Genomic DNA, 18,254 nt, shown 5'->3' with positions numbered 1-18,254 from the left:
CGTATTTAAGGTTTAAAAATTACTTGAGCTGCTTGTATCCCACCATAATCGTGAGGCAATGTCGTCTTTGCCCGAATTTAAAAAGGTAGCTGCTTCTGCAACTGCAGCAGTGTTACCCGTTCTTTCCGCAGGTACAAATACAAGTCTTTTAATCCATTGATCAGGGGTGATCACACCCCAATCAGGGCTGCTGTCATTTTTGGCAACATGTGGGATTTTAGGATAGCCTGTTCTTCTAAAATCTACCCATGCCTCTAAAGTATTGGTAAATGTGGCCAGATACTTCTGGGTGATGATTTTTTCAAGTTTCAGCTCATTGGTGTCACCATCATTCCAGGCTACAGTAATGGTGGATAGTGGTGTGAAATTATTCCTGCTATCCTTTGGGTCAACGTAGTTGATCGGTTTACTTGTCGCATCAACCAGATAGGCATCTACACCTGCTGCTCCCCAATCGGCAAACGAAAGGCGTACCCCATTTTCATAATTTGTTTTGGCATCGCCAGCACCTGCCCATCCTCTTAAAGCTGCCTCCGCTTTTAAAAAGGCAACCTCCGATGCGGTGAATCCCCTTCTGTTTTGAGCTGATTTAAAATCTGTGCTAACGGTTGAATATGGAACCCGGTCATCTTTGGCATTGATGTATGCACCTCCGCGAATACCTTTATATTTATAGGTAGGGTGATCAGCAGCTAAAGTAGCGTCGTTTACTTCTGCAAAATATTTTGCAATGCGCCCATCTTTTAATCCTACCATAAACGATTCCATGGTTGCACCCATGCGGGTATCATTCCAATCAAAACTGATCATCGAAACAGGCATTACCTCCCCATTTAAAGAAATCAGAAAATTATCAGCATTTGCCGTAATCAATCCAACAGGATCGGCCAGGGCTTTTTCTCCTGTGTTTTTGCAACCGTAGGGTTGATCTTAACGATACGCATGGCCAAACGCAGGCGTACTGAATTGAGTAATTTTAGCCAGGAAGGGATACTGCCTTTGTAGCTTGGATCGAATTTGGTAAAACCTAAATACGATGTGTTGGCCTTAAGGTTTGCTTCAATCTGATCTAACTGGGTAAACATGCTGTTGTATAAATCAGATTCTTTGTCATATTTAATAGAACCTAAACCCGAGGTGCCATAGTTCGAATAAATAACAGGGCCATAAATGGCTGTTAATTTAGATATTGCCAATATCCTCACAAGTTTTGCCCAATCTCCAAAAAGTGGTAATTTCTTTTCCACCGAAAGTTCTATTACCTGTTTTGAAGGAGACATTACACTTCCATATATACGGTTCCAGTAGGCATCAATCCAGCGCAGGTAATAGGTTGTATTGTTAACATTTGCCACAAATGGCGTTGGTGTACCCATATATCCCATCCAGTTATCGTAGCACAGGTCTTCCTCAATCTGGTGCCCCATAAGGTTAAATAACATCCCTGAGAATGAAGATCCTACCAGGTTGAAATCCTGCTCCAACATTTTGTCGGATATTTGATTCGGATTTGTATTTATCTCTTCGAAATTCTTAGTGCAAGAATTGAATAATATCAAAGCAAGCACCATTAAACATAATTTTTTCATTATTTAAGATATTAGAAGTTTAACTTTAGATTTAAACCATAAGAACGTGTTCCAGGTACCGCAAAAACGTCGTTGGCTTGCATGCTGTTACTCGTACTCATTGCTTGCTCCGGATCGAAAGGTGACTTTTTGTAAAAGAAGAACAGGTTACGGCCGATCAAAGAAACAGATGCCGATTTAATAGCCGAGCCTTTAACGGGCACAGTATATGCGAGTGATACCTGCGCTAAACGAACATTGGTTCTTGAGAATACATAAGGCTCCATAATCCCGTTCCTGTCACCTATTGTAGAATAGTATAATGTCGGGTCTATTGATGTTTGAGCAGTAGTGCCTTTGATTGCATTGATTGGGATACTTCCTGCATCTCTCGCGTCGCCACTTCTTTTACTTACACCATACGAATCAAGAAATGCCTCTGTTTTAGAGAAAGCAACGCCACCAAATTTAGCTGACACTAAAGCACTTAAGCTAAAGTTTTTATAGGTAAATGTGTTATTCCAGCCCGTTATGAGGTTTGGATTTACATTTCCAACATATTCCTGCGTTGCAGCTTTGGTTGGTTTACCTGATTCATCCAGGATAATCTGACCTGATGCGTTTCGTGCAAATTTGAAAATATATAAATCATTGAAAGAACCACCAGCTTTAATAATTGAATTAAATCCCTCGCTGTCGCTCCCTACCTGATAATTCGGATTATCGGCAATCAACTCTATAATTTTATTCTTGTTTTGCGATAAGTTAAGAGATGTATTCCACTTAAAATTTTCATTTTTTATGGGATCTCCACCTAATGTTAATTCAAACCCTTGGTTGGTAACCTTTCCGGCATTTACATAATAAAAGGTATAACCAGAACCCGAAGGAGCTGGAAGGGATAAAAATTGATTGGTACTTGTGTTTTTATAATAAGTAAAATCGAAACTTAATCTATCGTTTAGAAAACGTCCTTCCAGCCCAATTTCGTTACTGGTTATTTTTTCCGGTACCAGTGTGGCAAAAGGTGTTTGAGTATTTCTGGTAATTCCACCTATGCCATTCGGTCCACCTGCGCCACCAATAGTATTGCCGGGGTTTACAATATTATAAGGTACCTCGTTTCCAACTTGCGATGTAGATGCCCTTAATTTCAAGAAACTGATTTCTTTAGGCAAGCTTAACATCTGGCTGATGATAGCAGATAGTCCGGCCGAATAATAGAAATAAGAATCGTTTCCGGTCGTTGCCAGTGTAGATGCATAATCGTTACGACCTGATAAATCTACATAAATCATATCTTTAAAGCCAACAGATGCGTTAGCAAATAAGCCTTGTTTTTGAACTCTGCTATAAGTTTGGTTTATAACCAGGTTATAAGGCAGGTTTGCAAAACTGAAAAAATTTGGGTACTGTAATGGCGTTGTCCCGTTGGCAAAAATCATCCCATCATTAAATGTGTAGTCCTGGATACTTCCTCCTGCTACACCATTCAAACTGAATTTGCCAAAAGTGTTGTCGTAACTCAAAAGGGCATCGCCATACAAAGCCTGATCATTATACTTGGCGTAATTCCAGGTGCCGTTAGAACTTACGCTTACTGAATTGCCACCTGCAGCATATCGATAATCCAATAGTCTGTCGTTATAGTCAATGTTTCCACGAACATCAAATTTAAAATGCGGCAAAAATGCGTAAGAGGCTTTTGCAGTAGCAATTACCCTTTTGCTGGTAGATAGTTTTGGGTCGTTGTTTAATTCCCAATAAGGATTGTTTTGTTTTTCTTCACTGGAATACCAGTTTTGTTTAAACAGGTTCCGGGTAGCATCAAAAATTTGATAATTGGTTTTGTAATCATCAAAATTTCTTTCCCTGGCAAATAAGTATAATCCTGTTAATGGGTTGTTGTAATAAACCTGCGCCAGGTCGGTTTTTGGAATTTTCGTAAGAGAACCGTACGTTGCCACTGAGTGTAAGTTTATCATCAAATAATTTTGTTTCCTGACTTAAGGTCACATTATGTTTATTGTAAGTGCTGGTTGGCACAATCCCTGAGGCGTTATTGTTTCCATAGGAAAAATAGGTAGTTGTTCGCTCATTTCCTCCAGAAACCGATATTGAATTGATCGTGTTCACACCAGTCTGAAAAAAATCATCAATATAGTTGCGCTGGTAATCCCCTTTTGTTTTAGACCAGCTGTAATCACTACCTGCTATTGCGCCATAGTCAAACTGAAATTCAGGCAATGTTGCGGCCTGGCTAAAATTCAGGGTTGAATTTAACGCTATAGCGATTTTGCCGTTCTGACCTTTTTTCGTGTTGATTAAAATTACTCCATTTGCACCCTGGCTGCCATATAAAATAGCTCCATTTGCACCCCTTAAGATGGTAACCGATTCAAAATCATCTTGGTTTAGCGCAGAAAGACCATCACCACCGTCGGTACCGCCATATGATCCCGGCTGCCCGCCTTTATTATTAACAACCGGTACTCCATCAATTACAAAAAGTGCCTCGCTGTTTCCTGTAATTGATTTTGAACCCCTTAATACTGTTTTTGTTGATCCCCCAACCCCCGAGTTACTGATCCCCACATCTACACCAGCAGCCTTGCCGCTTAAAGCTTCCATGAAATTGGGGCTGCCAGCCTTGGTTAATTCTGGCCGTAGAGTTGCTGAGGCAGCAAATGTAAGTGCTCTTTTTTCACGTTTTACCCCTAAAGCAGTTACCACTACTTCAGTTAAATTAGCATTACCCGAAGATTTTAACTTAACTGTTACTGTGGTTAAATTACTAATGTTTACCTCCTGCCAATCCATGCCAACATACGAAACCACCAAAATCGTGGCCTCATCAGGAATGTTCAGCACAAACTTACCGTCATTTCCAGTAAGTGTTTTGGCACTAGTTCCCTTAGCCACTACAGTTGCACCCGGGAGGGGAAGCCCACTATCATCAACTACTAATCCGCTGATCGTTTTAGCGAAACTGTGGTTAACACCATTTGAAATGTTTACCATTTTGAATGGAATTGTAATGATGGTTTTACTTTTTACAGTGCCTGCACCTTGGGCTACATTTTGTAAGCCAAGGCCAGCTACAGCAACGAGTGCTAGGTTCCGCAGGCCTCTTGTTGCGCTAGGAATTTTAATTTCTAGCGCATTAATGGCGGAATAAAGGTTCCTCATTTTCATACAAATTTGTTGGTTTAGTTTAGTTTAATGTTTTCTCCATTAAATTGTCGATCACGCATTTAACCCGCTACAAAATAATCTTCCGCACTGTTGAATAAGAGATAAAACGTTTTAGACATGCTCAGATATAGTATTTGAATGTCTATTTAAAAAAAAATATTTTAATCTGTATTGCTAAGTGTTTTATGATTTTTGTTTGTGGTTATTTGTTTTTAGGCTGATTAGACGATATTTAATTTTGTCGGGGTAATTTAGTAAAAATATTGATACAATAAAATCAATTCATTAATATTTTTAATGTTCAGGCATACTTCCCAATCATGATTTGATATGTATGCTTGAATTAATAATAGTTAAGGAGCTTTTCGGTTAAGGAATTTTAGGTTTGTTTAACAGGAAAACGATATTAAACTTCAAAAAATAAGTTTTACCTTACTCAACATTATCTTCAGTCTGAACTTTTAAGGTTTTTTGGATAACTGTGAATAGCTTAAATTAATTACACCTATGAGAAAAAAAATATTTTTAGCTGCGTTAGGTTGTCTGCTCGTTGCAGGCATCCCTGCAAAAACCTTTGCTGCAATAAAAGCAGATCGCGTTCATCTGCCTGCAGCACCCAAAGAACTGATTGGCCGTTGGGACATTACTGTTGACATCAACGGAAAACCGGCTCCGGCCTGGTTAGAAGTTAAACTTTCCGGTGTGAAAACATTGGTAGGTTATTTCGTATCAACAGCAGGAAGTGCGCGCCCGGTAGCTGAAGTGAAATTTATGGATGGAAAGTTTAAATTCGAAATCCCACCACAATGGGAGGGAGGTAACTCAAATCTTGTCATCAATGGATCATTGACCAATAACGGTATAGAAGGCATTATGCTCGATTGCAATGGTAAACAATACAACTGGAAAGGCGTAAAAGCACCGTACCTGAAAAGAACGACTCCGCCTGCATGGGGCAAAGCAATCACCTTATTTAATGGTAAAGACCTATCGGGTTGGAAAACCCATGGACCAAACCAATGGGTGGTAAAAAATGGTGTTTTAACCAGTCCAAATGCAGGATCAAATCTCATCACAGAGCAGAAATACAATGATTTTAAACTTCATGTCGAATTCAAGTATACTGAGGGGGGAAACAGTGGCATCTATTTAAGGGGGCGGTATGAGGTACAAATTGAAGACAGTAAGAAGGATGCCCATCCCAATAACGTATTGTTCGGCGGTGTTTATGGATTTCTAGCCCCTAACGAAATGGCCACGCTCGGTCCCTGATCAATGGCAAAGTTACGATATTACCCTTGTTGGCCGCCTGGTAACCGTAGTTGCCAATGGCAAAACAATCATCAGTAATCAGGAAATCCCAGGTATTACTGGAGGTGCGCTGGATAGCAATGAAGCAGAAGCCGGGCCTATTTATCTTCAGGGAGATCATACCCCGATTGAATACCGTAAAATCGTAATTACGCCTGCACAATAATTAGTTGTATTGATTAGCGAAGAAGAACTTAATTTGTTATTTCGAGCCTGGTGGAAGTGTTGCAGATATTAAACAACACATCTGCAGGCTCGACTATAAAGGGAGATTTTGATGTGATGAATATCCCTTTCATACATTAAAAACTATCCATCAACTCATTCGGTCTTATCGTCTTTACCTTTCTTGGTTTCAGTACGAAAAGGCGGAGCCTGATAATTGTTAGGCAAATAATCCTGCGGTATCGTTGTTGCATTTCCGTCTCTGAGTGCTTTATAATGTGGCGACATGATTTCCACCCCGGCCTCATTAAATTTATCCTGAATATTGGCATGAAGCCCTGAATAAATTACCGCCTGTTTATTTGGTGATTTTGTATAGGCATTTAAACGGTAGCTAACATAATAATCGTCAAGGCTGGTTTGGAGTACATAAGGCAACGGTTCAGCTTCAATAAGCGGAGTGGCAAGCGCCGCATCTATTAGCAGTTGATGTACCTGTCTCCAGGGAACGTCATAACCAATGGTAACTGTAGTATTTACAATAAGTCCCTTGTCGGCAGCTTCTATGCTAAAATTTACGGTATGGTTACTCATTACGGTGGAGTTCGGTATTGATACGATTTCGTTCTGAATGGTCCGAACACGCGTCACCAATAATGTTTTTTCAGTAATATCACCCGTAACATCACCAATTTTTACACGATCGCCAATTTTGAATGCCCGCATATAAGTAAGTACAAGCCCTGCAACCACATTCCCCAGTGCACCTGCCGATCCAAAAGTAAAAAGTACGCCCATAAATACTGATACACCTTTGAAAACACCTGAATCAGAGCCTGGCAAATACGGGAAAATAACAATAAGCATGAAAGCTAAAATCAACACCCTGATGATCTGGTAGGTCGGATTTGCCCAATCCTTATAAAAGCCTGGAATAAGTTAGTTTTCCACGCTCAATTTCTACTTTGATAAAGTGTACAAAACGGATCACATAGCGAAAAACCACCAACAGCACCAGTATCGTCATCAGATCGGGGATATAATTCCATACGGAAATTCCGATTTTCTTTAGCGGACTGAGAATGTAACCCAGTAGATTCACGGAAAGATCGCGGGTGAAGGGAAAAATACCGAACAAAACAGGAAAAGCTAAATAAATGACAATCAGGATGACAGCAAACCGGACAATCTTTAAAATCAATGTAATAACATGTTGCTGATGCGCAGCATCCAATAGCTCGTAATTTTTAATCCTAATCCCTTTCCCTGAAAATCTTTCTATGGAAAGAATTTTTTTTGACAGCTTTTTAAAGAGTTTGTTAATCAGGTAAATGAGTGTAATCACCACAACAATAACCAATATGGTGAGTAAAATTTCTTCAAGAATAACCCGCCAGCTATTGTCTTTTCTATATTGTTGTACTGCTGATGATACTTTTTTTCTAATCCCGTTCGCGTAAATGGTAAGATCGGTTCTTGCCCATAACGCATCCTGCTCGGTAATGGATAATAAGAGGTTGCGGCCATAAAGTAAATCGGTAGATTGTTCGGCAGAACTTAATCTGAGCGAATCCATCGAAAACTCCGGGGCATCTCCAATACGTTCCAGCCTTTCCACAACAGCCCGCGCGCGGTCGAGAGCACTGAAACTTCCAAGTTTGGCATAAACGTAATAAAGCGTATCTGAATGAAAAACAACCGGAACACCTTTAATAATAGCCCGGAGCGAATCTATTTGATGTTGCTGGCGTGAACGGTGTACCGAATCCTTTTTCTTTAATAAAGAAAGTTCCGAAAGCAATGCCGCCCGCTCAGATTTTTCAGAAGCACCCAAAGTATTCACGCGTCTTTCAAGTTCGGACCTTTTTAGCGAATCTGAAAGGCGTTCTGCAGATAATTGATCTCACCCTATCCAAATCATTATCCAGTCTTTTTATGGCTGAACTGTCAGGCTTTGTTCGAGCGCTGTCCTGTTGTGCGGAAGAAGTAAAAGATAGGATGCAAAATAGCGAAACAAGGAAGATGAAAATTCTTGACATATTTTATGGGATTAACCTAAAGTAATAAAATTTACCAATAATTAAAATCCAGTGCTTTCACTTTTATCCTTATGATCGGTAACCACATGAACAAAAGAACTGGTGCGGATTCTTTTACCACCCGCAATCCCGGTATAGAGATTAATGAAAGTTTCTTCCTCCGTTTTTACATTCATCACACTATATGCTTCGTTTGGATTGTTGACATTATTCAGCATAAGGCAATTCTGTGTATTAAAAACTAAAAGCAGCAATAGTGGCTAACAAAAAAGACAATATAAATGATGAATTCCAATTGAATTCGATTTCTTAAAGGACAATTCTTCCGTTGCTTCATTTTTAATTTCCAACCAGTTTTCTGAATAAAAACTGGGCAGATTTCCCACCGATTAATCACTGTAAATCAGCAATTTTTAGTTAAAATACAGAATTTCGAAGAAAAATGGGACAGCCTGACACTTTAATCCCAAATATTTTTAATCCGTTAATTATCAGTGATTAATGTGTTTTTATGTATGCTGAATGGGATATTCTATCTATCTTACCTCACCCTAAATGTAACAAAAAGGATGTGGAAAACTTTTTTGTGGTAAAAAGTGGTAAAAAGTGGTAGAACTATTTACTTTTACACTAGATAAAAAGTGTAGATACCACTATGACCCAACTTTTAGGAGAATTCGATTGTAAACTTGACGCAAAGGGCCGCCTTATGGTACCTGCTGCGCTTAAGAAACAATTGCCTAATGCTGAGAATGATGGGCTCATTATTAACCGTGGTTTTGAGAAAAACCTGGTTATCTATCCTAAAAATGTTTGGGATGCGGTTGTGGCCGATCTTGCCAAACTTAATATCTACGATCAGGAAAACCGTGCATTTGTAAGGGCATTTACCCGCGGGGCAACCGAGCTTTCCCTTGATGCTGCCGGTCGTGTGCTTTTGCCGAAATCATTGGTAGAATACGCAGGCATCGGAAGTGATCTTGTTTTGGCTTGTCAGCTAGACCGTATAGAAGTATGGGACAAAAAATCTTACGAAGATATTTTTGATGATGTACCTGCAAATTTTGCAAACCTGGCCCAAAAAGTAATGGGCGATAAGAAGGGAGGCGCAGATGGAGAATAATTACCATGTGCCGGTAATGTTGCAGCCTTGTATCGATGGTTTAAATATCGATCCTGAAGGTGTGTATGTTGATGTTACTTTTGGTGGTGGCGGGCACTCCAGAGAGATTTTGAAACATTTAGGTCCGAAAGGGCGGTTAATTGCCTTTGATCAGGATCCTGATGCGCAGGCAAATATCCCTGCTGATGAACGTTTCATTTTTATCGATCAGAACTTTGGTTTTCTTAAAAATAATCTTCGTTTAAAAGGTTTCAAGCAAGTTGATGGAATTCTTGCCGATCTTGGTGTTTCCTCGCATCAGTTTGATGTGCCACAGCGTGGTTTTTCCATCCGCCATAATGCCGATCTGGATATGCGTATGGATCAGCACCGCAATTTAACCGCTGCCGAAATTCTAAATACCTATACGGAAGATAAGCTACATAAAATTTTTGGAATTTATGGCGAGGTAAAAAATGCAAAGTCTTTAGCGCGTGCCATTGTTACCGCACGTTTGGAGCAGCCATTTACCGATATCAATAGTTTAAAAACTGCTATTGCAGGTTACATCCCAAAAGGAAAAGAAAATAAATATTTAGCACAGGTTTTTCAGGCCTTGCGTATAGAAGTGAATGCTGAAATTCAGGTGCTTGAAGATTTTTTATTGCAGGCTGCCGATGTTTTAAAGCCCGGAGGTCATTTGGTGGTGATGTCTTACCACTCATTGGAAGATAGACCGGTAAAAAACTTTATGGCAAAAGGCAAATTTCAGGGCGAGGTAGAAAAAGACTTCTTCGGAAATCAACAAAAGCCCTTTAATGTAATTACACGCAAAGCGATTATTGCCACTGATGAGGAAATTGCCCAAAACAACAGGGCACGCAGTGCGAAACTAAGAATTGCCGAAAAGATATGAACAGGTTCAGGGAAGAGATAGAAGAAGAGGAGATAGGGCCTGAACCGGAGCTAAAGGCGGCGCCCAAAAGGCCAAAAACTGCTGAAGAAAAAATGGACAGTAATTCCTTTATCAGCAAGCTTTTTAATGATGGATTGGTAAGTAAGGAGGCGGCAACTGATGCTTTGCCTTATTTGTGTTTTTTGGCCCTATTAGGCATGGTTTATATAGCCAACAGCCACTTTGCGGTAAACAATGTTCGCCGTATTGATAAATTAAATAAAGAAGTAAAAGAATTAAGATGGGAGTATAAATCGCTAAAGGCCGACCTGATGTTTAAAAGCAAATTGACAGAGGTTGCCAAAAAGGTAGATACCCTTGGAATAAAAGAACTGATTGAACCACCAAAAAAAATAATTGTTAAAAGCGATGAATATTAGAGCAAACATCTTGCTTCGTGTATATCTGGCATTTGGCTTAATTGTGCTTTTTGCTTTCGCGGTGTTTTTACGCCTCGGTCAGGTGCAGTTTGTACAAGGAAAAAAATGGAAGGCAATGGCCGATAGCCTTTCTACACGCTATGTTAACGTAGAGGCCACCCGTGGGAATATTTATTCCAACGACGGCAGTTTGCTCGCTACTTCCATACCGGAATATGAACTCCGTATGGATATGTTCGCTGGTGGTATTGCTGATGATAAAGTATTCAACGAAAAAGTAGATTCGCTGGGTTTTAAACTTTCGCAGCTATTCCAAGATAAAACAGCTAAAGAATATGCCCGTTATCTGCGTAAAGGCCGTCAGGATAGTGCCCGTTATTTATTGATCCACCGTAAAGTGGGCTATGCTGATCTTAAAACCATCAGGACTTTTCCTTTATATAACATCGGTAAGTTCAGTGGTGGTTTAATCGCGGTTCAACAGAACAAACGGATTCTTCCTTTTCAGGCTTTGGCCGCCCGTACCATCGGTTACAAAAACGAAAATGTTAAAAACGGTGTAGGTTTAGAAGGGGCGTATAAAGAATACATTAACGGTGAAACCGGAAAGAGATTAATGCAGCGTATTGCCGGGGGTGTTTATATTCCGGTGAACGAAGAGGCCGAGGTGGCACCAAAAGATGGGGCAGATATTATTTCGACCATTGATGTGAACATGCAGGATCTGGCACAGAGTGCATTGGAAAAACAGCTGATCAAATCACAGGCCGATCATGGCACGGTAATATTGATGGAAGTGGCAACCGGAGAGATCCGTGCGGTAGCCAATTTCTCTAAAGTAGAAGAAGGCGTATATAAAGAGAAGTTTAATTATGCTATTGCCGGTAACCAGGATCCTGGATCAACTTTTAAACTTGCCTCTTACATGGCACTTTTAGAAGATAAGCTTATCGATACCAATACGATGATCGGAACGGGTTACTACCAGATCCCTGGAAAGCTGATTACAGATTCTCACCCGAAAATTGAAACCGTTACGGCGAAAAAAGCCTTTGAAACTTCTTCAAATGCTGCAATTGCAAAGCTGATCAATATGCATTATGGCAACGATCCGATAAAATTTACCGATCACCTATATGATTGGCATTTGAACCAGAAAATGGATTTACAGATTCCTGGAGAGGCAATGCCGGTGGTAAAAAATCCTAAAACCAACAGAAGCTGGAATAAAAACATGACCCTGCCACAAATGGCTTATGGTTATGAAATGCAGTTAACACCATTAAAGATGCTGACCATGTACAACGCGGTTGCAAATAATGGAAAAATGGTAGCGCCAATTTTTGTAAAAGAGATCAGAAGACTGGGGAACCCAATTGAACAGTTTAAAGCCAGGGTAATCAATGATAAAATCTGTTCAGATGTTACTTTAAGCAAAATCAAAAAAATGCTTGAAGGGGTGGTAACTGAAGGAAGTGGAAAGCAGGTGGTTTACAATCCCTTATATCCAATTGCTGGTAAAACAGGAACTGCGCAGGTAGCTGATGCAAATAAAGGATATAAAGCCAATAAACAATATCAGGCATCTTTTGTGGGCTATTTTCCTGCAAATAAGCCTAAATATTCTTTGATCGTGGTAATCAACGATCCAAAAGGGGCTTATTATGGTGCTACGGTGTCCGGTCCGGTTTTTAGAGAAATTGCCGACCGTATTTATGCAAGCGATATGCAGATGTATAACGATATGCCAACCCGTTTGGTAGGCAATACAGGTAATCCGCCTACAAAGGCGGGGCAAAGTAAAGCTACTCAGAAAGTGTATAAGGCATTTGGTTTTAAACCGCTTTTTGCTTCGAAATCCGAGTACTACAATATTATAGATACCAGTGCAGGTACAATTTTTCAGGAGAACAACGAGCGTAAAGGAGTAATGCCAAACGTTGCCGGCATGGGCCTTAAAGATGCATTATACCTTTTGGGCAATGCAGGATTAAAAACCAAAGTTCTGGGTTCTGGGAAAGTAATCAGTCAATCCATAATTGCCGGAACAAAGGTGGGTAAAGGTTTGGGCGTACAAATAGAGTTGAATTAAGGTAGAAGGTAGAAAAGTTTAAAGGTTTAATACTGGATAACTATTGCCAGCTAATAAAAGAATAAAAAATGCAATTACAGGATTTACTTTACGGCATAACGATTAAAGAATTGGTTGGAAAAACCGATAGGGAAATCAATGCGCTTAATTTCGATTCGCGTAAAGTAGCTAAGGATGATGTTTTCTTTGCGGTAGTAGGCACTGCAGCCGATGGGCACCTGTTCATCGAACAGACTATTGCACAGGGCGCGTCAGTGATTGTTTGCGAAAATTTACCAGAGGTTCATGATTTTACAATTACCTATATTAAAGTAGAAAATACTGCGGTGGCTTTGGGTATCATGGCCGGAAATTATTTTGGAAATCCATCTGCTGATTTAAAGCTGATCGGTATAACCGGAACAAATGGCAAAACAACTATTGCAACAATCCTTTTCAAACTGTTTAAAGATTTAGGTTATAAAACAGGCCTTTTATCAACGGTAGAAAATTACATCAACGATACTGTTGTTGCCGCTACACATACTACACCAAATCCAATTGCCTTAAACCAGCTTTTAAGAGAAATGGTTGATGCAGGCTGCGATTATTGTTTTATGGAAGTAAGTTCGCATGCGGTTTCTCAACACAGAATTGAAGGGCTGAGTTTTGCAGGTGGCGTATTTTCGAATCTGACGCATGATCATTTGGATTTCCATAAAACCTTTGATGCCTATTTAAAAGCTAAAAAGGCTTTTTTTGATGGTTTGCCTAAATCTGCCTTCGCACTCACCAATCTCGATGATAAAAACGGTATGGTGATGTTGCAGAACACAAAAGCGTACAAAAAAACCTATGCACTTAAACAACTGGCAGATTTTAAAGCGAAAATTATCGAAAACCAGTTCAGCGGATTGCATTTGGATATTGATAACGAAGACGTTTACTTCAAACTGGTGGGTTCTTTTAACGCCTATAACCTTTTGGCAGTTTATGGAACAGCAGTTTTACTGGAACAGGATAAGCTAAAGGTATTGACATTGTTAAGCCGTTTGTCAGGTGCCGAAGGAAGATTTGATTATATCACCTCAGCAGTTAAAATTATCGGTATTGTAGATTATGCGCATACTCCTGACGCTGTTCAGAATGTTTTGAGCACTATTGCCAACATCCGAAAAGGCACTGAACAGGTAATTACGGTAATTGGTTGTGGCGGAGACAGGGATAAAACCAAACGCCCGATAATGGCTCAGGTGGCTTGCGATTGGAGCGATAAAGTAATTCTTACCTCTGATAATCCACGTACCGAAGATCCGCAAACGATTATTAATGAAATGGAAGAAGGCGTTTCACCAACGAACAAACGCAAAACCCTCTCCATTTTAGATAGAAAAGAAGCAATAAAAACGGCCTGCCATTTGGCAAAACCAGGTGACATTATTTTAATTGCCGGCAAAGGGCACGAAAAATACCAGGAAATTAATGGGGTAAGGAACCATTTCGATGATAAGGAAATTTTACTTGAACAATTAAAACCAATCAGCTAATGTTATATTTATTATTCGAATACCTGCATAAGCATTACGATATACCTGGTTTAAGGTTGTTTCAGTACATCACCTTCCGCGCATCTATCTCCATTATTTTATCATTGGTAATTACCACTGTTTACGGCCGTAGATTGATTGATTATCTGCATAAAAAACAAGTTGGTGAAATTGTAAGAAATTTAGGTTTAGAGGGGCAGATGCAAAAGCAAGGCACACCTACAATGGGTGGTATTATTATTTTGCTGGGTATCCTTATTCCAACATTACTATTTGCCAATATTTCCAATATATATGTGATTTTAATGATCATCACCACAGTATGGATGGGTGCTGTTGGTTTCCTGGATGATTACATTAAAGTTTTCAAAAAGAACAAAGAAGGTTTAGCAGGCCGTTTTAAAGTGGTTGGTCAGGTAGGTTTGGGCCTGATCGTTGGCTGTACGATGTATTTTCACCCAAATATTGTGGTAAGAGAAACCGTGCAGGATGATGTAAAAAATACTTCATCCGCACCGATGGTGTTACGCCAGAAGGGTGAAACCTTTTATTATACGCAGGATGTAAAATCAACCAAAACCAACATGCCTTTTTATAAGAACAATGAGTTCGATTATGCAAAGGTGCTTAAGTTTTTGGGTGGTGATTATCAAAAATATGCCTTTTTCATCTTTCTTATCGTAACGGTATTTATTATAACCGCCGTGTCAAACGGTGCAAATATCACCGATGGTATAGATGGTTTGGCTACAGGTACATCTGCGGTGATCGGGATTACGCTTGGTATTTTGGCTTATGTATCTGGTAATACCATTATGGCCGATTACCTTAACATCATGTACATACCCAACTCCGCAGAGCTTGATGATTTTTGCAGGTGCCTTTGTAGGGTCTTGTGTTGGTTTCCTCTGGTACAATTCATATCCTGCACAGATTTTTATGGGGGATACCGGAAGTTTGGCCATTGGAGGAATCATTGCTTCATTTGCCATCATGATCCGCAAAGAATTGATAATCCCGATTTTATGCGGAATATTTCTGGTAGAACTCGTTTCGGTAATTATGCAGGTATCGTATTTTAAGTATACCAAAAAGAAGTTTGGCGAAGGGCGAAGGATTTTTCTAATGTCACCATTACACCACCATTACCAGAAAAAAGGATACCATGAAGCCAAAATTGTAACAAGGTTCTGGATTATCGGGATTATGCTTGCAATTATGACCATTGTAACATTGAAATTAAGATAGCCGAAAAAACAATTTAAAAAATAAATTAAAAATAATGAGCACAAATAATATCACATCAAGCAATACTAAGTCAGCGATGACCGGGCAGCGCCGTGTGGTTATTTTGGGTGCCGGCGAAAGTGGGGTTGGTGCAGCAAAACTGGCTCAGGCCAAAGGTTTTGATGTTTTTGTATCCGATTTCGGAATCATTGCCGATAAATATAAAGCGGCTTTAGAAAAACTTGTTATCACATTCGAATCCGAGCAGCATACCGAAGCACTGATTTTAAATGCTGATGAAGTGATCAAAAGTCCTGGCATTCCACCTACAGCACCAATTATTAAAAAACTGGTTGCAAAAGGAATTCCTGTTGTATCCGAAATAGAATTTGCCAAAAGATATACTGCTGCTAAAACCATCTGCATTACAGGTTCAAACGGTAAATCCACCACCAGCTTATTAACCTATCACATTCTTAAAAATGCAGGTTTAAACGTAGGCTTGGCCGGTAACATCGGACAAAGTTTTGCTGCTCAGGTGGCTACAGAATATTATGAATATTATGTACTTGAGATTTCGAGCTTTATGCTTGATGACATGTTTGAATTTAAGGCCGATATCGCTGTTTTATTAAACATTACACCCGATCATTTAGACCGGTACGAATACAAGCTGGAGAATTATGCGGCATCAAAAATGCGCATTGTTCAAAACCAGACCGCAGAAGATATTTTTATTTACTGTGCAGATGACGAAGAGAGCCTAAAGGCCATAACAATTGCCAGGCCATCAGCCAAAACCTATCCTTTTTCAATTGTAAATAAAGTTGAACTGGGCGCGTATTTAGAAGAAACTACTATCCATATCCTTACAGAACCTAATAACCCACTAACCATGACGATTTCAGATTTAGCCCTACAAGGCAAGCACAACATTTACAATTCTATGGCGTCAGGCATTGTAGCTAAAGTTTTAGAGTTGAGAAATGAGACCATTCGCGAAAGCATGGGCAATTTCAAAAATATTGAGCATAGGTTAGAGCACGTGGCCAAAATTTCAGGCATTGATTTCATAAACGACAGCAAGGCTACAAACGTAAACTCCACATGGTATGCTTTGGAGAGCATGACAAGCGATGTGGTACTCATCATGGGCGGTGTAGATAAAGGGAACGATTATAATATGCTTAAAGACCTTGTAAAAAGTAAGGTGAAAGCCATTGTTTGTTTAGGTAAAGACAATAAGCGCATCCATGATGCATTCGAAGATGATGTTGAGGTAATTGTAAACACTTTTTCAGCAGATGAGGCCGCGCAGATTGCTTTCCATCTGGCCAAGCGTGGAGATGCGGTACTGCTTTCTCCTGCATGTGCAAGTTTCGATCTGTTTAAAAATTACGAGGACCGCGGCAATCAGTTTAAGGCGGCAGTTAGAGAATTATAAAAGGAGGCTGAATATATGTTCCAAGCACTACTTAATAAAACAAAAGGCGATAGATGGATCTGGTTGATCATCATCCTGCTTTCGCTTATATCGGTAATGGCAGTGTACAGTGCGACAGGTACCTTGGCATATAAAAAAGGTGAAGCGGTAGAAAAACTTTTGCTCACCAAGCATTTGATTTTTGTGCTGATGGGTATCGGGATGATTTATATCGCCCACTTACTTGATTACCGATATTACGCCGGAATTTCCAAAGTGCTGATGATTGTAACTATTCCGCTGTTGTTTTACACGCTAATATTCGGTACCAATTTGAACGATGCTTCCAGGTGGGTAAAAATACCGGTGATCGGACTTACTTTCCAAACTTCCGATTTGGCAAAACTGGCATTGATTACCTTTTTAGCACGTATGCTCACTAAAAAGCAGGAAAACATTAAAAATGTTAAAGAGTCATTTATACCGATTATGGGTTCGGTTTGCGTGGTGTTTGTTTTAATTGCACTCGCCAACCTATCTACAGCTTTAATGCTTTTTGGTGTAAGTATATTGCTGTTGATCATAGGTAGGATCAGTATCAAACAGATTGCCATTGTTTGTGCAGGTGGATTCGTCCTGTTGCTGTTCGTGTTCTTTTTGGGACCGCGGAGAAAAACTTACATGTCACGTATCAATACCTTTATGCATCCGGAGATGCAGCATTCAGATAAAACTTTCCAGGCCGACCAGGCAAAAATTGCCTTGGCCACTGGTGGTGTTTTTGGTAAAGGACCAGGTAATAGTACGCAGCGCAACTTCCTGCCACACCCTTATTCCGATTTTATTTTCGCCATTATTATTGAAGAATGGGGAACCCTGGGAGGAATTGTAATTATGGTGCTTTACCTGGTGCTTTTATACCGATGTATAAAGATCGTAACCCGGGCGCCCAAGGCCTTCGGCGCGCTATTGGCTGCCGGACTAAGTTTTAGTTTAACGATACAGGCTTTTGCCAATATGGCCGTAGCAGTTGGTTTGGGCCCTGTAACAGGGGTTCCGCTTCCATTGGTAAGCATGGGTGGTACATCAATGATTTTTACCAGCGTTGCCTTCGGTATTATTTTAAGCGTAAGCCGCGATGTTGAAGAGAATGCAAGCGCATCAATAAAAGAAGAAAAAGAAAAAGTAAAAAATAAAGTTATAGTTGGAGAAATTCCAGCAATAGCGTAAACAAAATTCAGCCTTCTTAAAAGTGGGTGGAAGACATAAAA

The 18,254-nt window shown here is 39.9% G+C and carries 14 protein-coding genes and 2 pseudogenes; 10 read left to right on the top strand and 6 right to left on the bottom strand.

Annotated elements, in window-relative coordinates:
• Nucleotides 1-12: 12 nt before the first annotated feature.
• The 3 genes and pseudogenes from AC0IWE_RS13840 to AC0IWE_RS13830 form a co-directional block, all read right to left on the bottom strand.
• Nucleotides 13-1,487: pseudogene (locus AC0IWE_RS13840) on the bottom strand (SusD/RagB family nutrient-binding outer membrane lipoprotein).
• A gap of 113 nt (nt 1,488-1,600) precedes the next feature.
• Nucleotides 1,601-3,535 carry a TonB-dependent receptor domain-containing protein gene (locus AC0IWE_RS13835; protein ID WP_471793489.1) on the bottom strand — a complete coding sequence of 645 codons (1,935 nt, stop codon included), beginning with the start codon at nt 3,533-3,535 and terminating at the stop codon, nt 1,601-1,603.
• Entirely contained in the window at nt 3,426-4,763 is a 1,338-nt protein-coding gene (locus AC0IWE_RS13830) for a carboxypeptidase-like regulatory domain-containing protein (protein ID WP_471793488.1), read from the bottom strand. The genes AC0IWE_RS13835 and AC0IWE_RS13830 overlap by 110 nt, the downstream gene beginning before the upstream one ends.
• Nucleotides 4,764-5,270: 507 nt before the next feature.
• Between AC0IWE_RS13830 and AC0IWE_RS13825 the strand changes: the two genes are divergently transcribed.
• Together AC0IWE_RS13825 and AC0IWE_RS13820 are read left to right on the top strand one after the other, a co-directional pair.
• Complete coding sequence (locus AC0IWE_RS13825) at nt 5,271-6,035, top strand: 3-keto-disaccharide hydrolase (RefSeq protein ID WP_471793487.1); 765 nt, start codon at nt 5,271-5,273, stop codon at nt 6,033-6,035.
• Nucleotides 6,036-6,054: 19 nt separating this feature from the next.
• Nucleotides 6,055-6,240: a 3-keto-alpha-glucoside-1,2-lyase-like domain-containing protein gene (locus AC0IWE_RS13820; RefSeq protein ID WP_471794042.1), complete on the top strand. Its 186-nt coding sequence runs from the start codon at nt 6,055-6,057 to the stop codon at nt 6,238-6,240.
• Between the two features lie 155 nt (nt 6,241-6,395).
• Here AC0IWE_RS13820 and AC0IWE_RS13815 read toward each other — a convergent pair whose 3' ends face one another.
• The 3 genes from AC0IWE_RS13815 to AC0IWE_RS13805 all read right to left on the bottom strand — a co-directional run bounded on the left by AC0IWE_RS13815 (nt 6,396) and on the right by AC0IWE_RS13805 (nt 8,496).
• Entirely contained in the window at nt 6,396-7,121 is a 726-nt protein-coding gene (locus tag AC0IWE_RS13815) for a mechanosensitive ion channel family protein (RefSeq protein ID WP_471793486.1), read from the bottom strand.
• A 37-nt stretch (nt 7,122-7,158) separates the two neighbouring features.
• On the bottom strand, nt 7,159-8,082 hold the full coding sequence (locus tag AC0IWE_RS13810) for a hypothetical protein (RefSeq protein WP_471793485.1): 924 nt from the start codon (nt 8,080-8,082) through the stop codon (nt 7,159-7,161).
• Nucleotides 8,083-8,319: 237 nt separating this feature from the next.
• Nucleotides 8,320-8,496: a hypothetical protein gene (locus AC0IWE_RS13805; RefSeq protein WP_471793484.1), complete on the bottom strand. Its 177-nt coding sequence runs from the start codon at nt 8,494-8,496 to the stop codon at nt 8,320-8,322.
• 437 nt (nt 8,497-8,933) lie between these two features.
• Here AC0IWE_RS13805 and mraZ point away from each other — a divergent pair, with 437 nt between their 5' ends.
• The 8 genes and pseudogenes from mraZ (at nt 8,934) to AC0IWE_RS13765 (ending at nt 18,213) form a co-directional block, all read left to right on the top strand.
• On the top strand, nt 8,934-9,401 hold the full coding sequence (mraZ, locus tag AC0IWE_RS13800) for a division/cell wall cluster transcriptional repressor MraZ (protein ID WP_055915237.1): 468 nt from the start codon (nt 8,934-8,936) through the stop codon (nt 9,399-9,401).
• Nucleotides 9,391-10,296: a 16S rRNA (cytosine(1402)-N(4))-methyltransferase RsmH gene (gene rsmH, locus AC0IWE_RS13795; protein WP_055915233.1), complete on the top strand. Its 906-nt coding sequence runs from the start codon at nt 9,391-9,393 to the stop codon at nt 10,294-10,296. Before mraZ ends, rsmH begins: the two co-directional genes overlap by 11 nt.
• Nucleotides 10,293-10,715: an FtsL-like putative cell division protein gene (locus tag AC0IWE_RS13790; protein ID WP_025144488.1), complete on the top strand. Its 423-nt coding sequence runs from the start codon at nt 10,293-10,295 to the stop codon at nt 10,713-10,715. The genes rsmH and AC0IWE_RS13790 overlap by 4 nt, the downstream gene beginning before the upstream one ends.
• Nucleotides 10,705-12,807 (top strand): penicillin-binding protein, encoded by a 2,103-nt coding sequence (locus AC0IWE_RS13785; RefSeq protein WP_471793483.1) that lies wholly within the window; start codon nt 10,705-10,707, stop codon nt 12,805-12,807. Before AC0IWE_RS13790 ends, AC0IWE_RS13785 begins: the two co-directional genes overlap by 11 nt.
• Before the next feature lie 68 nt (nt 12,808-12,875).
• A complete protein-coding gene (locus AC0IWE_RS13780) occupies nt 12,876-14,333 on the top strand; it encodes a UDP-N-acetylmuramoyl-L-alanyl-D-glutamate--2,6-diaminopimelate ligase (protein ID WP_471793482.1) in 1,458 nt (485 codons plus the stop codon).
• Nucleotides 14,333-15,581: pseudogene (gene mraY, locus AC0IWE_RS13775) on the top strand (phospho-N-acetylmuramoyl-pentapeptide-transferase). The gene AC0IWE_RS13780 and the pseudogene mraY overlap by 1 nt, the downstream one beginning before the upstream one ends.
• A 34-nt stretch (nt 15,582-15,615) precedes the next feature.
• Nucleotides 15,616-17,004, top strand: coding sequence for a UDP-N-acetylmuramoyl-L-alanine--D-glutamate ligase (murD, locus tag AC0IWE_RS13770; protein ID WP_471793481.1), 1,389 nt, complete (start codon nt 15,616-15,618; stop codon nt 17,002-17,004).
• Between the two features lie 15 nt (nt 17,005-17,019).
• On the top strand, nt 17,020-18,213 hold the full coding sequence (locus tag AC0IWE_RS13765) for an FtsW/RodA/SpoVE family cell cycle protein (protein ID WP_055915216.1): 1,194 nt from the start codon (nt 17,020-17,022) through the stop codon (nt 18,211-18,213).
• Nucleotides 18,214-18,254 lie beyond the last annotated feature (41 nt).

Source organism: Pedobacter sp. AC402 (assembly GCF_979252805.1).
The sequence above is the reverse complement of the archived record's forward strand: the minus strand, read 5'-3'. Positions and strand labels throughout refer to the sequence as shown.